Below are 19,391 nucleotides of genomic sequence, written 5' to 3'. Positions count from 1 at the left end.
GGTTTTAGGAATTTTGAAAATTACAGGGTGCGTGTTAAGGTGCTCTGCGGGTGATTATAGCTGCCCCCTTAAATGGGAAAGAGCCCGTTTACTTCCTTGTTCCTTAAGTTCGTAACTCTTTTATAAAGAAAGCCCTTTTGAATCGTTTTAAGACGGGGAATTCTAATCTGAAGTTCTTGATTTTAAATGGCGCGCTCGGAGGGACTCGAACCCCCGACACCTTGGTTCGAAGCCAAATGCTCACCATTTAAAGTCCTTAATAATCAATACCTTGCAATGCATCAAAATCGTAAAATACTGCCTAGAACAGCGTAGAACAGCCTAGTACTGTCACAGTTATGCCACAAATCGTGACACACTTCATTTGTTAATATCAAAAACATAACTGTGGAGTATAAAACACTACAAGAGTGTTATTGAGTTGGTTTCGAAAATAAAATTTGCCAAAGCTGCATGTAATGTTCGCGAAATTCTCTGGCACACGAAACAAAATAATAATTCCGTATGCGATAAAAACGATCATTATAGTGCGTTTTTACTCCTTTCAATGGGAGTCGAAATTAGAATGTCATACCATGGGTTCCTGTATTGTTTAAAAGCTCTTTTATATAGGTTTTTGTGCATGATTATCCATTGGATGGGCCTTATTTTTCTATTGTTTTCTCAAATTAAAAACCGAGTTTAAGATGGAGCAAAAGGCCTTTTATAAAGGAGAATAGCAATAGAGTTGAAAAAGCATGGTTATATCAACACAATATAAAGTTGTATTTTAAATACACCTTTAATATAATAAGTAGGAACCTACATCATAAGGAGCGTTACCATGTTAATGACTCACAAACCTGCTCAAACAATAAGTGATAAAATTGCCTTCGGTCTGGTTAAATTTTTTCGCTTTTTTGCAGATACTTTTTTCCAAAAGCGATACGGCAATCGCGCGATAGTTCTAGAAACTGTGGCTGCTGTTCCTGGTATGGTTGGTGCTGCCTTATTGCATTTGCGATGTTTAAGAAAAATTAAAAACGATGAAGGATGGATTAAAACCTTGCTGGATGAGGCAGAAAATGAACGAGTTCATTTAATCACTTTTATGTATATCGCGAAACCCAATTGGTTTGAGCGGTTCATCATTTTTACGGCACAGGCCATATTTGTAGTACTGTATCTTATAATGTATGTTATTTCTTCTAAAACAGCCCATCGTTTTGTGGGGTACCTTGAGGAAGAAGCGGTGGTTAGTTATACCCATTATCTCGAGGAGCTAGATAAGGGTGCAATTGATAATTGCCCAGCCCCGCAAGTGGCTAAAGAGTATTGGGGTTTGGAGGAGCATGCACGATTACGTGAGGTGCTATTGGCTGTACGTCATGATGAGGAAGAGCACCGAGATGTGAATCATCAATTGGCTGACACGCTTGCTCAAGGGCAGGCCATTTTAACGGCATTGAAAACGGAGTAGCCTCGTATGGACGCGAAGAAACGTTAACAGATGCTGAAATGAAAAATATTTGATAAGGGATAGTCATGAACACACAAAATGATGATTTAATCTGTTACAAAAGTATACCCATTGATGCCCATGGCAAGCTCAAGTTCTTTCTTGAAAAACACAGTACGAAAGAGGGGACTTGGGCGCATCTGACCCTTCATGAAGGCGAAATTGATTTTGCTTTTTTAGATGGGGAAGGACATGAGCTTTCACGTACACGGCTCAATAAAAACAACCCCAAATTATCTATTCCTCCTGCTTCATGGCATAAAATCATTCCAGTGAGTGCAGATTTTAATGCACATCTTCAGTTTTATTGTAAACCGCATCGATATTTTAATAAGAAATACCATATGGGTGCACTGCATGGCGACCTATTCTATGCATACCAAACCTATTTATCACATCAAAAACACCACAACATTCTTGATGTGGGTTGTGGTTCGGGGAGGAATCTGTTGTATTTTGCAAATCTTGGCTATCCTGTTACTGGAGTTGATATCAATCAATCCGCATTAGAAAACATTAAGACGGTTGCCCAAGAAGAAAATCTAACCCAGGTCGACACTTTGCTGCATGATTTAAATCAACCTCTAACTCTCACAAAAAAACAATATCACTTTGTGTTCTCTACAGTAACGCTGCAATTTTTAAATGCTGAGCGTATCCCCTCCTTACTAACGGAGTTGCAAGAGGCAACAGCAAAGAATGGTTATCATTTTTTGGTTTTTCCTGTTCAATCAGAACTCTATTCATTACCTAATTCATTTACCTTTTTACCAAAACACGAGGAACTTTATCATTTTTACCAGAATCGTGGTTGGTCTGTATTGGAGTATAAAGAGTCGGTAGGCCATCTTCATAAAAAAGATGAGTCAGGTAGGCCAATACCCGGTTTATTTGGTTTGCTGCTTGCTCAAAAAATTATTTGATTGAATCAATCCTGGTTTTTTGTTTATTGATTGATTCTCAGCAAAGCAAATAACTCGTTTTTATTGTGTAATACATCTGACAAAGTGTAGCGTTCCAAAACACTGATAAAGGCGCTTTGTGCTTCATGTAAAATACTCTTGAGTTTGCATACCGGGGCAATACAGCAATTTGCTTTTTCTTTATTAAAACAAGGAACCAAATCAAAGTGTGGCTCAAGTTTAATGATCAACTCACCCAAATTAATGGTTTCAGGAGAAGCTGCCATTAGAATTCCGCCATTCTTGCCGCGTATGGTCTTAATCAGCCCAAGTTTTGCTAAATTATGGATGATTTTGATCATGTGGTTGATGGAGATGGAGTAAGCTTCAGTAATGTCTTTAATAGTGCATGAGTTTTTTCTTAGCGCAATATAAATTAAGGCGCGTAGCGAGTAATCGGTAAATTGAGTCAGTTGCATAAAAATTCCTGTTAAATTTATTGACGCCTATTATTTCTTTCTATAAGATGCATTTAAAATACATCTTATAGGAGTATACCATGTTTGAGTCGCTATTTGACCGATTAGGCGGACAAAATGCTGTCAATACTGCAGTAGATATCTTCTACCGCAAAATGTTACTGGATGAAAGAGTAAACTATTTTTTCGATGATATTGATATGGAGCAGCAAATTCTCAAACAAAAAGGATTTTTAACCATGGTTTTTGGTGGACCCAATCACTACACCGGAAAGAACATGCAAGAAGGGCATCGTCATTTATTGGAACGCGGATTAAACGATTCACATGTGGATATTGTGCTTGAACATTTAGGGGCAACGTTAAAAGAGCTGGGGGCTCATGATGAAGACATTCAAAAAGTTGCTGCCATTGCCAATAGTGTTCGCGATGAGGTCTTGGGGCGTGCCTCATGAATACAGTAGAATTCAACCATCAGTCGTACACTTTGGCTCCTGACGAAAACCTTTTACAGTGTTTCCTGCGACATGGAGTTGATTACCCTAACTCCTGTCAGGCAGGAATTTGCCAATCGTGTTTGATTAAAGCTAAAGAGGGTGAAGTTAACCCCCTTTGGCAAGAAGGATTACCTGAAGTGCTTAAAGCTCAGGGTTATTTTCTTGCCTGTCTTGCAAAACCAGTCGCACCGCTTTATGTGACCTCACCTGATGCAGCAGAGTGCGAGGTGTATGCTCAAATCATAAGCCTAGAACGACTCAATCATAATGTGATTCAAGTGAAACTTAAGGTAGGGCATCTTGATCTTTGGATCCCAGGACAATACCTGTCCCTTATTAATCCTGAGGGAACCATGCGAAGTTATTCAATTGCAAATATTCCTAATCAGGATGGATATATTGAGTTGCACATTAAGGTTTATTCTCATGGTGCTATGGGGCAGTGGCTTTCGCAAAAAGCAACAAAAGACATGTCAGTTACGCTTAGAGGTCCTTTTGGACAATGTTATTACTACAACCCAGATAAGCTTATGTTTAATCTTTTATTAGCAGGAACTGGAACGGGATTGGCACCGCTCATTGCAATTATCAAAAGTGCATTAAGCCAAAAACATGAAGGAAATATCACCTTGGTACATGGAGGTTTGGTTGATGAGGACATTTATTACAAAGAAGAGCTTGAAACATTGTCTTTGTTATTTCCTAACTTTTATTATGATCCATGTGTACTTCAAAGTCAGAGAGGATGCTATCCCGAAGCTTCAATTGAAAAAAGGGTATTGACGCACTTGAATGATCCGAATCAAACTCAAGCGTATGTATGTGGACCTAAAGAGACGGCCAACAAGTTAAAAACACGACTTTTTCTTGCAGGAGTCCCTTCAGCAAAAATTTACAGTGATGTTTTTCTGTAATACGACATCTGAGATTAAGGTATTGGCAATTATTTGCTGATAGCTCTTTTGTCTTCATCGTACTTTGTTATCTGTTACTTTAATTGCTCGTTTATTGTTTTTAGGCCTCATTTGCAGATTGAGGCTCTGTGCGTTTAATTTGTGCTAATTTTGGGTAAAAAGGTTTTAATTTTATAATAAAATCGTAAGCCATAAACAAGGCACCCAGTGCAAAAACAACATCTCCAGGGAGGCGTAACCATTGCCACAACAACGTTGTATTATAAAATTCAAGACTTCGTGCATGGGCAAATCCATGCTCATAAACATCCATCAATTGTGCCCATCCGATAGGAAAGAAATTCAACACAATCCAAAGAACTAGGCCTATGTTATAGAACCAAAATGCCCAAGTACCTAAACGGTCACTCCATGGAAATCGATTACCCGCAGCATAACGTAAACAAAAATAAATCAATCCCAAACCAAGCAGACCAAACGCACCAAACAAAGCAGTATGAGCATGATTTAAGGTTAAAAACGTTCCATGTTCATAATAATTGACGAGTGGTGCATTGAGTGTTCCTCCGCCGAATACTCCTGCGCCAACAAAATTCCAAAAGGATGCACCAAAAATATAAAGATAAGCTAAATTGTAGGTATAATCTCCTCTGCGCTTGATGAGTTGGCGCTCTTCAATCGCATCGATAATAAGAAGAGCTAAGGGTAAGACTTCAATAAAAGAAAACATGGAACCAAGTGGTACCCATATGTCAGGTGTACCCGTCCAATACCAATGATGTCCTGTACCAATGACTCCACCTAAAAAGATAAGAATGGTTTCAAAGAGCATGGCTCGCTCCGCCAGAAGACGAGAAACAAGACCAGTTCCCATTAAAATATAGGCTGTAGCGCATACAGCAAAAAATTCGAATGATTGTTCTACCCAAAGATGAACAACCCACCAGCGCCAAAAATCAGTAATGGTAAATGATTTTTCTATTCCGGTTAATGGGATCATTCCAAAGCAATAGAGTATTGCAACATTTAACGTACTTGCCCAAAAAAGATGCTCAAGATGGATTCGTCCAGTCCAAAACTCAACAGTCGCTGTTTTTAAGTGATTCCAGGTGGGCCACATCCCGCGAAACACAATAAAACTCCACAGGAAAAGCCCTAAACAAAATCCTATTTGCCATAATCGACCCAACTGGAGATAAGATAAACCCTGATTGCCAATCCAAAACCAGGCTTGATTCACATAGCCCATAATCCCTAAATAATCGCCAATAATTGCTCCACCAACAATAAACAAAGTTACCCAAAATAAGAGTTCCACATAAAAGCCTTGTCTTTTCGCCTCTTTTTTAGAAATCAGAGGCACAATAAAAACAGCAGCACTGATCCATGAAAGAGCAATCCAAACGATTGGTGTCTGAATGTGTACATCACGTAAGAAATTGAAGGGTAAAAAATTATTAAGATGAACTCCATAAAAGTCAGTGCGCTTTACATAATAATGCGCAAGAAGTGCACCAACCGCAATCTGGACGAGAAGGATAAGTGCCACAATTACAAAATATTGTCCTACTTTACGCTGGCTTGGAGTCAATGGCTCAAAGTCCAAAAATAAGGGTGTTTTAGGTGCATTGTCCGGCGCACTAAGATAACGATGATAAATATAGAGCACTGCACCAAAACCTAAAAAGACAAAACAAAACGAGACCCAGGTCCAGTAAAAAGTATGAGGTGTTGGACTATTACCCATGGTGGGTTCATAAGGCCAATTGTTCGTATAGGAACTGTTTTGGCCAGGTCTACGAGCAATGGTCGTCAGCGATGAATAGATAAGAAAATCTGCCGTTTGTAACGCACTTTGCTCATCCAGGCTGTATGCTTTGGTCCAACCTGCTTCAGCATCATGATTGAGTAACGTTTGTGAGATTTCAGTACGTATCTGTTGTATGGCTTCTGTAAGAGGTTGAGATAAGATACTCGTTTGATGACTAAGATCTATTTGTTGGAGCTCATGTTGCATTGTTTTACGAACTACATACTGATCTCCTTCAGATAAATTCGCAAAGGGCTTCTTTCCAAAACGCTGTTGCGCTATGTTTTCTTCGGTAAGCCTACCCAGACGCACCAGATATTTTGCAGTGTAATCTTCCCCAAAATAAGAACCCATCCCATAAAGGCTCCCATAATCCATAAGATCAGCACGCTGAAATCCTGCTTTACCTGCGACAATATCTTCTTTTGTCATGATGATTTGTCCCGAAGAAGATATAAATTTTTGGGGTAGGGGAGGAGCCAATTGATAGGTTTTCACTGTACCCCAAATGATAATGGTGAAACAGATTATTGCTGTGATTAAGAGAATCCATTTTAAAACATTTGAAACAGGATCGGTTTGGTTATTAGGCGTTCCATTGCTTGCATCGCATTGACTCATTAAATTTCTTCCCTTGGTGCCTGTATTATTTTTGCATGAGCGTGTTATTTTATTTTTATAACAAAATAATTCGTTATACCCAACCCAAATGACTCAAATTGTTCTATCTGTTTGACAATAGAGCGAAACAAGTTATTGTTTTATAATAAGATATAATATCATCAATAAGAAATAGTATAAATTTAATAGTATTCATTTTGAGATGAATTATGTGTACTTGGAACCTCATCGAGTACTCTTAGATTTCTTTATTTTAAAAGCGATACACAACTTGTGGCTATAAGTTGTATTTTAAATACAACTTTTGTATTATGAATGTAGTTTGGTGCTTAAGAGATTCATAAGGAGACAAAACCATGCATCTTGATCCACTTATTTTGTCACGTCTGCAATTTGCATGGGTTATTGGCCTTCATATTCTATTGCCCGCGTTCACTGTAGGACTTGCTTCTTATATTGCCTTACTTGAAGGCGTTCATTTTATAACAAAGCGCGAAATTTATTTTCGTATTTCAACCTTTTGGACGAAAATTTTTGCCATTTCTTTTGGAATGGGGATTGTGTCAGGCATTGTCATGCCCTTTCAGTTTGGTACCAATTGGAGTCGTTATGCAGATTCCACGGCGAATGTCCTCTCACCACTGTTTGCCTATGAAGGGCTTACCGCATTTTTTCTTGAAGCAGCGTTTCTAGGAGTGCTTTTATTCGGTCGTAAATTGGTTCCTCGTTGGGCTCATTTTGGGGCTGCATTGATGGTCGCATCCGGTACACTCATCTCCTCATTTTGGATTCTGGCAGCGAACAGTTGGATGCAGACTCCAGCAGGTTATAAAATTGTGGATGGGCGTTTCTTTCCGGCAGATTGGTGGAGTATTATTTTTAATCCCTCATTTCCCTACCGTATTTTGCATAATGTCACGGGCTTTTACATCACTACCGCTTTGGTCGTCATTTCTGTGGCTGCTTATTTTATTCGTAGAAATAAATTTGTATCCGAAAGTCGCGTGATGCTTTCAATGACATTCTGGCTTTTAACGCTTCTTGTACCGTTGCAAATCGTCTTAGGCGATCTACACGGATTAAACACACTGAAATATCAACCGGCAAAGCTTGCAGCAATCGAAGCACATTGGGAACCAGAAAAACGGGCTCCGCTTATTTTGTTTGCTCTTCCTGATGAAAAGAACGAAATGAATCATGCGGTGATTGAAATTCCATTGTTGGGGAGCCTTATTCTGACGCATGAACTCAATGGAGAGGTCCCAGGACTAAAACAATGGCCGGCTAACGAGCGCCCTCCAGTCGCAATCCCATTCTTTTCATTTCGTATTATGGTGGGTCTAGGCATTATAATGCTTGTCTTGATTGCCATTAGTTTATGGTTACGAATACGTCATCGTTTGTATGATACTCCTTGGTTTTTACGTACCTGTCAGTTTGCGGCTCCTCTTGGTTTTCTTGCAGTACTTGCAGGTTGGGCAACCACGGAGGTAGGTCGCCAACCATGGACCGTTTATGGGTTGCTGCGCACCTCTGATTCGGTTACTCCTTCACTGGCAGGTAGTGATGTTCTTCTTTCTCTTCTTGGTTACATAGTTGTTTACCTTATTATATTTCCTGTCGGTGCCTTTTTAATGGCACGAATTGTTCGCAAAGGATTTGCTGAACCAGAAGGCATTGAATTACCTATAGAAGGTGGTCAACATGCAAGTCCTATTACTTTCACGGAGCACCAATGATGATAATTGATTTTGTTCCTTTATGGACTGTCCTTCTTGCTGCGGCAGTGTTTTTCTATGTTTTGCTTGATGGTTTTGATTTAGGCGTGGGCATGCTTTATGGCCTGGCTCCAGACACAAAAACCCGTAATTTAATTATGAATTCTATTGCACCTATTTGGGATGGCAATGAAACATGGTTGGTGTTTGGTGGTCTTGGCTTACTTGCCGCTTTTCCACTGGCCTTCGCCATTATTATTCCAGCTGTTTATTTTCCCATTTTAGTCATGTTGTTGGCCTTGGCTTTTCGTGGTGTTGCCTTTGAATTTCGTTTCAGAGACGCAGCTCATGTGACCTTTTGGGATCATGCGTTTTGTTACGGCTCAATGATTGCAACGTTTGCTCAAGGAGTCGTGCTTGGGGCATTTATTCAGGGTTTTAAAGTCGATGGGCGTCATTTTGTGGGCAGTTCTTTTGATTGCTTCACCTGGTTCTCTGTATTTACCGGTGTTGCACTCGTCTTTGGTTATGGTTTGTTGGGTGCAGGGTGGTTGATTCTTAAAACGGAAGGTGATTTGCAACAAACTGCACGTCGGCAAGGACGCTGGTGTTTCTTAGGCGTACTTGCAGCAATTATTATTGTAACTCTTTGGACGCCACTGATGGATGCGGACATCGCGCATCGCTGGTTTTCTTGGCCCAATATGGCTTATTTGTCACCTATACCGGTTATCACCCTTCTCCTTGCCGTCTTTGAATGGCGGATGTTAAACAATAACTCTGAAATTGGCTCTTTTATTGGTGGGGTTGGATTATTTTTTATTTCCTACATTGGGATTGGTATTAGCTTGTTCCCCATGATTATTCCGCATCAATATACTTTATGGCAAGCAGCATCCCCTCCGGAAACCCAAACGTTCTTAATTGTGGGAACGATGTTTTTATTGCCTGTAATTCTTATGTATACCGCTTGGTCCTATTGGGTATTTCGTGGAAAAGTTCGGGCTGATGTTGGCTATCATTAATGGAGGTTTTTGCAGATATTTTAAAGCATCAATGTGTAGGCTATTTTTAATCCAAAAAATTTCAGAAAATAACAGGTGCCCCATCGTCTTGAGATTTAAATGCAGGTGTTTGTGATGAGCGAATTGACTAAAAAACATATTGAGAAACTGGTAAAGCATTTTTATCTCAGGGTACAAAAAGATGAATTGCTCGGTCCCATATTTAACGACATGGCACAAGTTAATTGGGATCAACACATCAAACTGCTTTCTCAATTTTGGAACAGTATTATGTTAAAAACCCATGAATACCATGGCAATGCGTATGAAAAACATGTGCTCATTGGGCAAAAAACTCCTATTTATGAGGCACATTTTAGTCGTTGGCTCGATTTATTTAAGCAAGAAGCAGTAAAGCACCTACCCTCTGAGGCAGCCAATGACATGATACAAAAAGCTTCATTAATCGGAAAATCATTACAGTTTGGCATGGTAGGGAAATCATGAAAAGTTGCAGGTGTGATTCTCCAAATAACGTAATAAGATGATGTTTGTTGTTTGCGGATTAAATCATAAAACAGCGCCAATTAATGTGCGTGAAAAAGTTGCCTCATCTTCGACTATCCAAGATTTTTTGCTCCATAGCCTATTGAGTCTTCCTGATATTAATGAAGCGGCAATTTTATCTACCTGTAATCGCACAGAAATCTACTGCGATACCCATAATCCACGAGTCCTTTCTTCCTGGCTTGCCCAAACACATCAATTGCCTGTTGAATCCTTAGCCCCTTTTTTATACCTGCATCAAAATGACCAGGGAATAAAACATACCCTACGCGTTGCGAGTGGCTTGGATTCCATGATGATTGGTGAACCTCAAATTTTGGGGCAAATGAAACAGGCTTATCAACAGGCATGCAACTTTGGAGCAATTAAAACCAAACTACGTCCTATTTTTGAAACTATTTTTAGTGCTTCAAAACGTGTGCGCACTCAAAGTGGGATAGGTATAAACCCTGTTTCCATTGCCTATGCCGCAGTTCAATTAATCGGTAGGTTTTTTAAAGACTACAAATCGCTCAATGTCCTTTTGATTGGCTCGGGTGAGACAGCCTCCTTAGTTACAAAATATTTACATCAACAAGGTGTTCATCGTTTTCTAATCGCAAGTAGAACAATAGAACATGCCCAAAAGCTTGCCAAAGATTTTAATGGAAAAGCCATTGCACTTCATGATCTATCACATTTTCTGCCACAAGCAGATGTAATTGTTTCTGCCACAACCTGTCCCATCCCTTTTATTAATAAAAGGCTGGTAGAAGAAGCTTTGTCGCAAAGAAATGATGCACCCATGTTCTTTTTAGATTTAGCAGTTCCTCGTGATATTGAGCCTCAGATTAACGAATTAGCACCAGTTTATCTCTATAATATTGATGATTTGCAAGTCATAATCGAAAAAGGAATGGATGAACGACATCAAGCCGCATTACATGCAGAACAATTGATAGAAGATGAATTAAACCTATATATTCAGAAACAGCGAGCCCTTAAAGCCAAAAATCTGATTTGTGATTATCGTAACCAAATGCACCATTTAGCACAAAAAGAGTTGGAGCAGGCGTTGAAAAAACTTTCTTCGGGGTTATGCCAACAGAGCGTTTTAAATGAATTGAGTGAGCGTTTGGTGAGTCAACTCATGAATATCCCTACTGCAATGAGCATAAGACATCGTCTCAAAGAGGACCACGAAGAGGTAATGAGCTTAGCACATTATCTTTTCAGTAAAATATAGAGTGGTTTACTTAACAACTTGATACTCAGTCTATACTAAATTTAAACCTAACTATCAGATGGTCTCTAAGTTAATAAATAGTTTCCTAAAGGATGAGCCATGAAAAAATCAGGCGATAAACAGGACGATAAAAAATTACAGTTGAATGCATCCAAACTTAGTCGGTCACATTTTTTGCATTGCGTTGCAAGAGGCGAACAGGAAGAAGCCGAGCGCCTATTGAATATACCAGTACAAAAAAATGGCAACTATGAAAATCTGTTGTTAGCACAAGAAACATTCACCGATTATTCAGATCGAACATTTGTATGTACTGCTTATGAGTATGCCTATTGGGCAAAGGATAGACACATGTGCCGGATGCTGGAACAATATATGGACAAGGATACAAAGTCAGAACTGTTAAAACGCTGCAAGGCGATAGAGAAGGATGGATTGAAGTACAGCCAACAGATTACACCAGTTGATGGAGCCCCATATGTTATGCAGTATTGTACAAAGCATTTTGACTTTACTCCACTCAAAACAGCATTGGAACAATATATTCAGGGATTTGCCCACTGGAGTTGGGATGAGAGAAAAAAGGCCTGGATGGCGGTAGGGGTAGCCCAGCGTGATCTTCCTGTTCATGTGATTAATGAATATTGCAGGCCGGATCGGACGTTTTATCCATTGCCACTGTTTGACGAAGATAAATTACCTAGAGTTATCACCTATTACGATCATCATATACGCGGTGATGTCTCATTGTATCCTTTGGTTATTTCTGACTCTTCTGGTCTTGGTGTTGATTTTGCATTAATTCGTGGCCGGTTTCGACCGGTGGCGGTACGAGCGCGACGCTGTGGCTCCGCGCTGCGGGCCGCGTGTGAATTAGCAGCCATTAGCCACCTTGATGAAGTAAGAACTATCGATCTCAAGCAGTCGGTTGAGAACCTGGGGTAATTCGAAATAGCTGGTGAATGGGATTATCCCGTTTTTAAAATGATGAATAAGGTTTTGCAAGAAATAATATCTCTTCATATGTTGAGGAGCGATTCAACACTTTGTTCCTATGGGGGAATCTGCCAAACTTTTTTATAATGTTGTAATGCTGAGTCGCGGATTTTGCATGATTAAATAATCTTAAAGATAATTCTTGGTCAGCGATGTTTTCGCTATGCATGAAAGGCATGTACATAAAATGTCTTTTTTCATCAGTGGACAATTTTTTATCCATGCTCTGTTCAATTGCTCGTTTTGCTAAATTTAAAGCTTTAAGGTCAGTTGCAAAAGCCTGTGGAGATCCTCTAAAAAAGTTACGCGAAAATTGATCGAATATTATAATGAGACTTAACATTCCATCCGGCGTTTTTTTCCAGAAATCTAGTTTATCAGAACAAGCATCTTGATAGGTTATTAAAAACTTATCTTTAATTAAGTTATCAAATTTTTTGTTTTTAGCAAACCAATATCGTTTTGATTCTGGAGCAAACCAGAAGTTTAAGATTTCGGAAAATGATGAGTTAAGTTCAGGGATCATTCTGTTCAATAAATGTAATATTAATAATACTCTTTAGTGATGCTTGAGAATAAGCATCATAAGAATAAATCAGTATAAAGTTCTGCTTTTGGATCCATAGCATAAGCTGAAAAATCAGTTACACCACTCTGTATTAATACCTCTTCATCTATAAAAAAATTACCTGTCACCAATTTTGACGGTTGAGTTAGTATCCAATGAGCTGCATCAGCAATGATCTGCGGTTTTCGACTTGCCATATATATTTCGTTAGGAAAATGAACTCGAATGGCGTCTGTCGCTATGGTTGTCCTGGGCCACAAGGAATTAACAGCAATTCCTGCTTTTTTTAACTCTTCAGAAAGCCCTAAAGTACACATACTCATACCGTATTTACTCATAGTATAAGCTAAATGAGGAGCAAACCATTTTTTATCCATATTCAATGGCGGAGACAAAGTCAAAATATGCGGATTAGTGCTTTTTATTAAATGCGGAATTGCCGCCTGAGAGCAAGCATAAGTTGCACGTGCATTAACTTCTTGCATCAAATCATAACGCTTCATAGGCGTATTAAGAGTATCTGTTAAACTAATTGCACTTGCATTATTTATTAAAACGTCGAGTTTTCCAAAAGTTTCTATGGTTATATTTATAGCATTTTGGATCTGCTCTTCATCCCTAACATCAACCATTAAAGGAAGTGCTTGTCCACCAAGATTTTCAATTTCCTTTGCCACAGAGTAAATAGTTCCCTCAAGTGTTGGATGAGGTTGTGTGGTTTTCGCTGCAATTACAATACATGCCTTTTCTGTTGCAAATTTTAAAGCAATTTCCCGTCCTATTCCTCTGCTGCCTCCAGTAATAAACAAAACTCTAGTCATTTTTTTTCCTTAATTTTGTTGCCACCAATCCAGGCTAAAAACATACGCATTAATTTTCCATAAGGGGGTGCTAGCTGGTTGTTATCTCGATGTTAACGTGACTATTAATTGAATTCGAAATAAAACAATTTTCATGGGCTTTTTCACGCATTTTATTTACGGTATCATCGTCAGGAAGTTTAGATCCACCAAATTTAATTTTGGGATGCAATGTAATTTCTGTAACGCTAATTTTTCCACGATCATTTTTATTCGTTATGCCAATCGCTTCATCGAGATAACTATCAATGATATAACCATTTTTGCAAGCTACTGCCAGAAATGTTTGCATATAACAACCCGATAAGGCTGACACGAGCAATTCCTCAGGATTAGGCAATTCTGATTTACCAAAGTAGTCCTTTGGATTTGAAGCCTGAATGTTTTCTCCACCGCTAAATTTGATTGTGTAGGTACGATCATAGGTTTCATAATTAAAGTCTTGTCCATTACGTTGCCAGTGAATAGAAGCTAAATGATTTCCCATAATGCTCTCCTTTTCTATAAATATGATTTAGTATTCAGAAAATTCTTCTGCAAATAAGCTCTAACATGCATTTTCTTATTATTGTTTGTTACTCTTCATGAGACAATCAAGTTTTCGCTAATAGTATAGTTAATAACGCCACTGCATTGTTGTGCCGAGTTTCCTTAGAACCATACAATAAAGTTACATTTTTATTTTTGGCTTCTTTTAAAATAACATCGATTTCTTCTTGTTTCTCAGTTAATTCCTCTGCATAGCGTTTTTGAAATTCAATCCACTTATTTGGATCATGATTAAACCATGTACGTAAAGAATCACTAGGTGCAATGTCTTTTAACCACAGATCAATCTGAGCGTCACTTTTTTTAATGCCACGAGACCAAAGTCTGTCCACAAGAATTCGAAACCCATCTGATTTATTTGATTCCTCATAAATTCGTTTCACATGAGTATTCATTGTCTCTGCCCCTGGGAGATGGCACGGCTTATTAATTTAAGTTTTTAACATTCCTCTTAGTACATAGTGTAAAATTCCGCCATTTTTGTAGTAATCTAATTCATTTAAAGTATCAATTCGCAAGATTAGATGAATCTCATTTTGAGTCTTATCTTCTTTATGGATAATAACTTTTACTTGCATACGTGGTTTCATCTCATGAGTAAGACCTACAATATCAATGAGTTCAGAGCCTGTAATTTGCAGTGTTTTACGGGTAACCCCTTCAGGAAACTCTAAAGGTAGAATTCCCATCCCTATCAAATTTGAACGATGGATTCGTTCAAAACTTTCTGCAATGACGGCTACCACACCTTGAAGCTTTGGCCCTTTTGCCGCCCAATCTCGAGAAGAGCCTGTTCCATATTCTTTCCCTGCAATGATAACCAATGCGGTGCGCTCCTTTTTATAACGCATTGCTGCATCATATATGGGTAGGATTTCATTACTGGGAATGTGTTTTGTAAAACCTCCTTCAACATCAGGGGTCATTTCATTTCTAATACGGATATTAGCAAATGTTCCTCGCATCATGACTTCATGATTTCCGCGACGCGATCCATAAGAATTAAAATCTTTGATTGAGACTCCTTTGGATTGTAGGTATTTTCCTGCAGGGCTGTCCGGCTTAATGGAGCCTGCAGGTGAAATATGATCGGTAGTAATACTGTCCCCAAAGAGTGCTAAAATTCGAGCTCCTTTTATTTCTTTAATTTTTTCGGGGTTCACATTCATTTCATCAAAATAGGGTGGGTGTTGAATGTAGGTTGAATTCACAGGCCAGGCATAAGTGTCTGATTTGGAAATTTTCATCGCACGCCATTCATCTGTTCCTTCAAATATATGTGCATAAGTGTCATGAAACATGTTTCTGCTTATTTTTGCTACTTCACATGCAATTTCAGCATTTGTTGGCCATATATCTTTTAAATAAACAGGATTTCCTGATGCATCTTTTCCAAGTGGGTCTTTTGTCAAATCAATCAATGTGGTCCCTGCAAGTGCAAAGGCCACAACAAGCGGTGGTGAAGCAAGCCAATTTGCTTTAACAAGCGGATGAATACGTCCCTCAAAATTACGATTACCTGAAAGTACCGCTGAAACAATCAAATCATGTTCAATAACAGTTTTTTCTACAGATTCGAGAAGTGGTCCGGAATTTCCAATACACGTGGTACACCCATAACCTACCAATGTGAATCCTAGTTCATTAAGATATTTTTGTAAGTTAGTTTCCTCCAAATAGCGAGTGACTACTTGAGAGTCTGGCGCAAATGAGGTTTTGACCCACGGTTTTCGTGTTATTCCTTTTTCCACCGCTTTTTTTGCTAACAATCCTGCTGCAACAAGCACATTGGGATTAGATGTATTGGTACAACTGGTAATTGCAGCAATAACTACATCTCCATGATGCATTTCAAAATTTGAATCGGTAATAAACGATTTTTCCTTTTCTTCAGTACGGTTATTTTCTGTTAAGAATTGATTAAAAGTACTCGTAAGACTGGACAATTCAACGCGATCTTGTGGGCGTTTGGGGCCAGCAATACACGCTTTAATCGAGGACAAATCCAGTGTCACTATGTCGGTATAAACAGGCTCAAGATGAGGATCATGCCATAGTCCTTGAGTTTTCGCATAAGCTTCAACAAGAGCAATGTCTTGTTCCTCTCGTCCACTTAAACGTAAATAATCAAGGGATATTTCATCAATAGGAAAAAAGCCACATGTAGCACCATATTCAGGTGACATATTACCAATCGTTGCTCTATCCGCAATGGATAAATAACGTAGCCCATCACCAAAGTATTCAACAAATTTACCAACGACCCCTTTTTCACGCAAAAGATGGGTGATAGAAAGCACTAAATCAGTTGCTGTAATTCCCTCCTGTAACTGTCCTACCAATTTTACCCCAATGACTTCGGGAATGAGCAATGAAATGGGCTGTCCTAACATAGCCGCTTCTGCTTCAATACCCCCGACTCCCCACCCAAGTACCCCAAGACCGTTAATCATGGTTGTATGACTGTCTGTACCTACTAACGTATCAGGGTAGGCATATATTTTTCCGTTGATTTGCTGTGTCCAAACCGTTTTAGCCAAGTATTCTAAGTTAATCTGGTGACATATTCCGGTATCAGGCGGTACAACGCGGAAATTTTTAAATGCTTTTTGTCCCCACCGTAAAAATTCATATCGCTCATGATTTCTTTCCATTTCCATCTGTGCATTGACTGTAAACGCATTTGGAGTAAGGAACTCATCAACCTGTATGGAGTGATCAATAATCAGATCAACAGGAGAAAGTGGATTAATTTGTTCTGAGTTTCCACCAAGCTTTTTAATAGCAGCTCTCATTGCAGCGAGATCGACAATAGCTGGAACACCAGTAAAATCCTGCATTAAGACACGTGCAGGACGATAAGCTATTTCATGATCGGACGATTTTAATTTTAACCACTCAATAATTGCTTTGAGATCATCTACTGTAACGGTGTGTCCATCTAAATGACGAAGTAAATTTTCCAATAGGATTTTTAAAGTGAAGGGCAGTTTAGATAAATCCTTCAATCCTCCCTGTTCTGCCTCCTTCAAGCTGTAGTAATGATATTCATTTCCGTTGACTGAAAGGATTTGTTGTATGCTTTTGTGGAATTCATGGGTTAGAACAAGGTTTGATGAGGTTCTATGATGTTTTAGGTCATGTGTTCCAGCTGCCCAAGAGGGTGGGTCGCTTGCTGGAAAGGATTCCTCTGAAGACTCATTTATAATCGCCTGATTTCTTTCCAACTTGGGACTTATGATCCAATTTATCCATCTTTTGATTTGCAACATGGCGATATCCTTATCGAAAAATTTTGCATGATAAAATTTTAGAAGCTAGATATATATTATAGTTAATTATTTGTGCGAATAACTGACTCAGTATGCAAGAAAAGAATGTGCATAATTAAAAGTTATGGTTGCTTCGAATAACGAGTGTGTCTATCGCCTATCCGTTTGTAATTTACAATTTTATTTTGTATGACGAATTTATTTATTTTATTTTTATTCAATAGACTATAATTATCAGTATATTACTATGCATTGCTTGTAAAGGGTAAAGACGTCATCAATAATTACAGAAAGGTGAAAATATGCCATTTTCAGAAGCATTTGTAGAGGAAATAGTCCCTGTAGCGCAGAAACGTCTTATAACCATTAGAGACGATGCTCCTTTATTAGAGGCTGCTAAATTTCTTGATGGTCGACACATCAATCTTGTCGTGATTTGCGACAAGGATGGAACAATGGTTGGTATCATTACTCGAACGGATGTTGTTCGCATGATGGCAGTTTGCCAGGGTTGTGGTTGTACCGTCTCTGTTGCGACGGTGATGACTAAAGATGTGATTTGCTGCCGTCCAACCGATTTGTTGCGAGATGTATGGACGACTATGAAAGAACAAAATCTTTTGCATGTCCCTATCGTGGACGAGAATTTCAAACCGTTAGGGGTAATTAACGCACGCGATGCTCTTTTGGTTCTTATGGAAAAAGCAGAGTTTGAGAGCTCACTATTACGCGATTATGTTATGAACGTTGGATATAGATGATTTTGTGACGATAAGATTTAGAATCTAACTGAGAAATTCATCTTGAATTTTAGAGATTTGAAAAAAAAGTAGCCAAGATAAATTAGTCTTTTATCTTCTGAAGCGCTGATCCTTTATGCATGGCCATATGATCTGTTTTGTCGCTTTGAATCAAATATTGCGGCTCTTCTTTTGATGCATGAACGGTATAATTTTTAAATTTAATTTCAGAAGTAATTATTTTTTTAATTGTTCCTCTTACCCTTCCTGCTTCTGAGTTCCATTCAACATGATCGCCTATTTTAAACTCTTTTTTCATGAATGCATTCTCCTATCCAAAGTTCAGATATCAAACAATCCCTTAGCTTTTAGTTTCTGTAGCAATAAATGAAAATAAATCAATCCGGCATAGGGGTACCATTTTTGGGTAATCTGTGAAATCTGCCTGTAATCTAATTTTGTTTTAATCTGCAATAAGTTTTGTAAATTGTTTGACGCACCTACATCATCTCCTGGAAACATGTCAATTTTTCCTAGTCCACGTAACAAAATATATTCTGCAGACCATCGCCCAATTCCCTTAAATTGGCATAAAAATGCGATAATCTCATTGTTCGTCTTATCTTCTAAATGATGAAACAAGGTTTCATCAGAACTAATTCTAGACGATAACTCAATAAGTGTTTCGCATTTATTGGTGCTATAGCCTAATTTTTTTAATTCCAAAATGGAGCAGTTTGCTACATCTTTGGGTATAGGGAATGCATAAAATGTTTCATCAGCATTATGGATATTTTTTCCAACATATTGAATAAAGCGGTTTTGAACTTGTAATCCTGCGTCAAGTGATAATTGCTGACAGGAAATTGCATTCACAAGTGCTTCAAAAATACTTGGAAATCGTGGTGGTTTCAGACCTTTAAATTGCCTTACTATAGGAGCTAAATGAGGATCTTGTTCTGCAATGCGATAAAAATCGATTAAGTTGCAGTTCAGACCAAACATCTTTTCTAATAATCGAAGTAACTCTTTTTTTATTTTGGGACTAATTGTTTGGTTGGTTGATACTAAAATTTCTTGCTCATTTTTTTGCTCTACATCCACTTTAATCAATTGATTTTCAATAAAAAACAATCGTGTGTAGCGGTTTTCACGCCATAAATCAACATTA

The 19,391-nt window shown here is 38.5% G+C and carries 19 protein-coding genes; 10 read left to right on the top strand and 9 right to left on the bottom strand.

What is annotated here, in order from left to right:
* Window positions 1-823: 823 nt before the first annotated feature.
* Complete coding sequence (locus Lpar_RS11430) at window positions 824-1,459, top strand: alternative oxidase (RefSeq protein WP_058518056.1); 636 nt, start codon at window positions 824-826, stop codon at window positions 1,457-1,459.
* 65 nt (window positions 1,460-1,524) lie between these two features.
* The gene (tehB, locus tag Lpar_RS11425) at window positions 1,525-2,421 is read left to right on the top strand and encodes an SAM-dependent methyltransferase TehB (RefSeq protein ID WP_058518055.1); all 897 of its coding nucleotides are present in this window, start codon (window positions 1,525-1,527) and stop codon (window positions 2,419-2,421) included.
* A gap of 23 nt (window positions 2,422-2,444) precedes the next feature.
* Here tehB and Lpar_RS11420 read toward each other — a convergent pair whose 3' ends face one another.
* A complete protein-coding gene (locus Lpar_RS11420) occupies window positions 2,445-2,879 on the bottom strand; it encodes an Rrf2 family transcriptional regulator (RefSeq protein WP_058518054.1) in 435 nt (144 codons plus the stop codon).
* An 80-nt stretch (window positions 2,880-2,959) separates the two neighbouring features.
* Here Lpar_RS11420 and Lpar_RS11415 point away from each other — a divergent pair, with 80 nt between their 5' ends.
* Entirely contained in the window at window positions 2,960-3,334 is a 375-nt protein-coding gene (locus Lpar_RS11415; RefSeq protein ID WP_058518053.1) for a group I truncated hemoglobin, read from the top strand.
* Complete coding sequence (locus Lpar_RS11410; RefSeq protein WP_058518052.1) at window positions 3,331-4,290, top strand: FAD-binding oxidoreductase; 960 nt, start codon at window positions 3,331-3,333, stop codon at window positions 4,288-4,290. Before Lpar_RS11415 ends, Lpar_RS11410 begins: the two co-directional genes overlap by 4 nt.
* 100 nt (window positions 4,291-4,390) lie before the next feature.
* On the opposite strand, the gene Lpar_RS11405 is transcribed toward Lpar_RS11410, so the two are convergent.
* On the bottom strand, window positions 4,391-6,721 hold the full coding sequence (locus tag Lpar_RS11405; RefSeq protein ID WP_058518051.1) for a nitric-oxide reductase large subunit: 2,331 nt from the start codon (window positions 6,719-6,721) through the stop codon (window positions 4,391-4,393).
* 356 nt (window positions 6,722-7,077) lie between these two features.
* On the opposite strand from Lpar_RS11405, the gene Lpar_RS11400 reads away from it, so the two are divergent.
* The 5 genes from Lpar_RS11400 (at window position 7,078) to Lpar_RS11380 (ending at window position 12,180) form a co-directional block, all read left to right on the top strand.
* Complete coding sequence (locus Lpar_RS11400; protein WP_058518050.1) at window positions 7,078-8,460, top strand: cytochrome ubiquinol oxidase subunit I; 1,383 nt, start codon at window positions 7,078-7,080, stop codon at window positions 8,458-8,460.
* Entirely contained in the window at window positions 8,457-9,464 is a 1,008-nt protein-coding gene (cydB, locus tag Lpar_RS11395; protein WP_082650377.1) for a cytochrome d ubiquinol oxidase subunit II, read from the top strand. Before Lpar_RS11400 ends, cydB begins: the two co-directional genes overlap by 4 nt.
* A 114-nt stretch (window positions 9,465-9,578) precedes the next feature.
* The gene (locus Lpar_RS11390; protein ID WP_058518049.1) at window positions 9,579-9,950 is read left to right on the top strand and encodes a group III truncated hemoglobin; all 372 of its coding nucleotides are present in this window, start codon (window positions 9,579-9,581) and stop codon (window positions 9,948-9,950) included.
* Window positions 9,951-9,987: 37 nt separating this feature from the next.
* Window positions 9,988-11,235 carry a glutamyl-tRNA reductase gene (hemA, locus tag Lpar_RS11385; protein ID WP_058518048.1) on the top strand — a complete coding sequence of 416 codons (1,248 nt, stop codon included), beginning with the start codon at window positions 9,988-9,990 and terminating at the stop codon, window positions 11,233-11,235.
* A 99-nt stretch (window positions 11,236-11,334) separates the two neighbouring features.
* A complete protein-coding gene (locus tag Lpar_RS11380; protein ID WP_058518047.1) occupies window positions 11,335-12,180 on the top strand; it encodes a hypothetical protein in 846 nt (281 codons plus the stop codon).
* A gap of 34 nt (window positions 12,181-12,214) precedes the next feature.
* Here the strand turns inward: Lpar_RS11380 and Lpar_RS11375 are convergent, their stop codons facing one another.
* The 5 genes from Lpar_RS11375 to acnA all read right to left on the bottom strand — a co-directional run bounded on the left by Lpar_RS11375 (window position 12,215) and on the right by acnA (window position 17,480).
* On the bottom strand, window positions 12,215-12,757 hold the full coding sequence (locus Lpar_RS11375; RefSeq protein WP_058518046.1) for a DUF924 family protein: 543 nt from the start codon (window positions 12,755-12,757) through the stop codon (window positions 12,215-12,217).
* Between the two features lie 56 nt (window positions 12,758-12,813).
* Window positions 12,814-13,620, bottom strand: a complete 807-nt coding sequence (locus Lpar_RS11370; protein WP_058518045.1) for an SDR family oxidoreductase — start codon at window positions 13,618-13,620, stop codon at window positions 12,814-12,816.
* A gap of 70 nt (window positions 13,621-13,690) precedes the next feature.
* Window positions 13,691-14,146: an OsmC family protein gene (locus Lpar_RS11365; RefSeq protein WP_058518044.1), complete on the bottom strand. Its 456-nt coding sequence runs from the start codon at window positions 14,144-14,146 to the stop codon at window positions 13,691-13,693.
* Window positions 14,147-14,252: 106 nt separating this feature from the next.
* Window positions 14,253-14,603 (bottom strand): DUF488 domain-containing protein, encoded by a 351-nt coding sequence (locus Lpar_RS11360; protein WP_058518043.1) that lies wholly within the window; start codon window positions 14,601-14,603, stop codon window positions 14,253-14,255.
* A 36-nt stretch (window positions 14,604-14,639) separates the two neighbouring features.
* Complete coding sequence (gene acnA / locus Lpar_RS11355) at window positions 14,640-17,480, bottom strand: aconitate hydratase AcnA (RefSeq protein WP_082650376.1); 2,841 nt, start codon at window positions 17,478-17,480, stop codon at window positions 14,640-14,642.
* 302 nt (window positions 17,481-17,782) lie between these two features.
* Between acnA and Lpar_RS11350 the strand changes: the two genes are divergently transcribed.
* Window positions 17,783-18,241 (top strand): CBS domain-containing protein, encoded by a 459-nt coding sequence (locus Lpar_RS11350; RefSeq protein ID WP_058518042.1) that lies wholly within the window; start codon window positions 17,783-17,785, stop codon window positions 18,239-18,241.
* 82 nt (window positions 18,242-18,323) lie between these two features.
* On the opposite strand, the gene Lpar_RS11345 is transcribed toward Lpar_RS11350, so the two are convergent.
* Entirely contained in the window at window positions 18,324-18,539 is a 216-nt protein-coding gene (locus tag Lpar_RS11345; RefSeq protein ID WP_044012760.1) for a hypervirulence associated TUDOR domain-containing protein, read from the bottom strand.
* 23 nt (window positions 18,540-18,562) lie between these two features.
* The coding region (locus tag Lpar_RS18550; protein WP_082650430.1) for a DNA-3-methyladenine glycosylase family protein at window positions 18,563-19,391 on the bottom strand (829 nt) is incomplete at its 5' end.

Source organism: Legionella parisiensis, from assembly GCF_001467945.1.
GTDB lineage: Bacteria > Pseudomonadota > Gammaproteobacteria > Legionellales > Legionellaceae > Legionella > Legionella parisiensis.
Note: the sequence above shows the minus strand (reverse complement) of the source record. Positions and strands in the feature narration are given on the sequence as shown.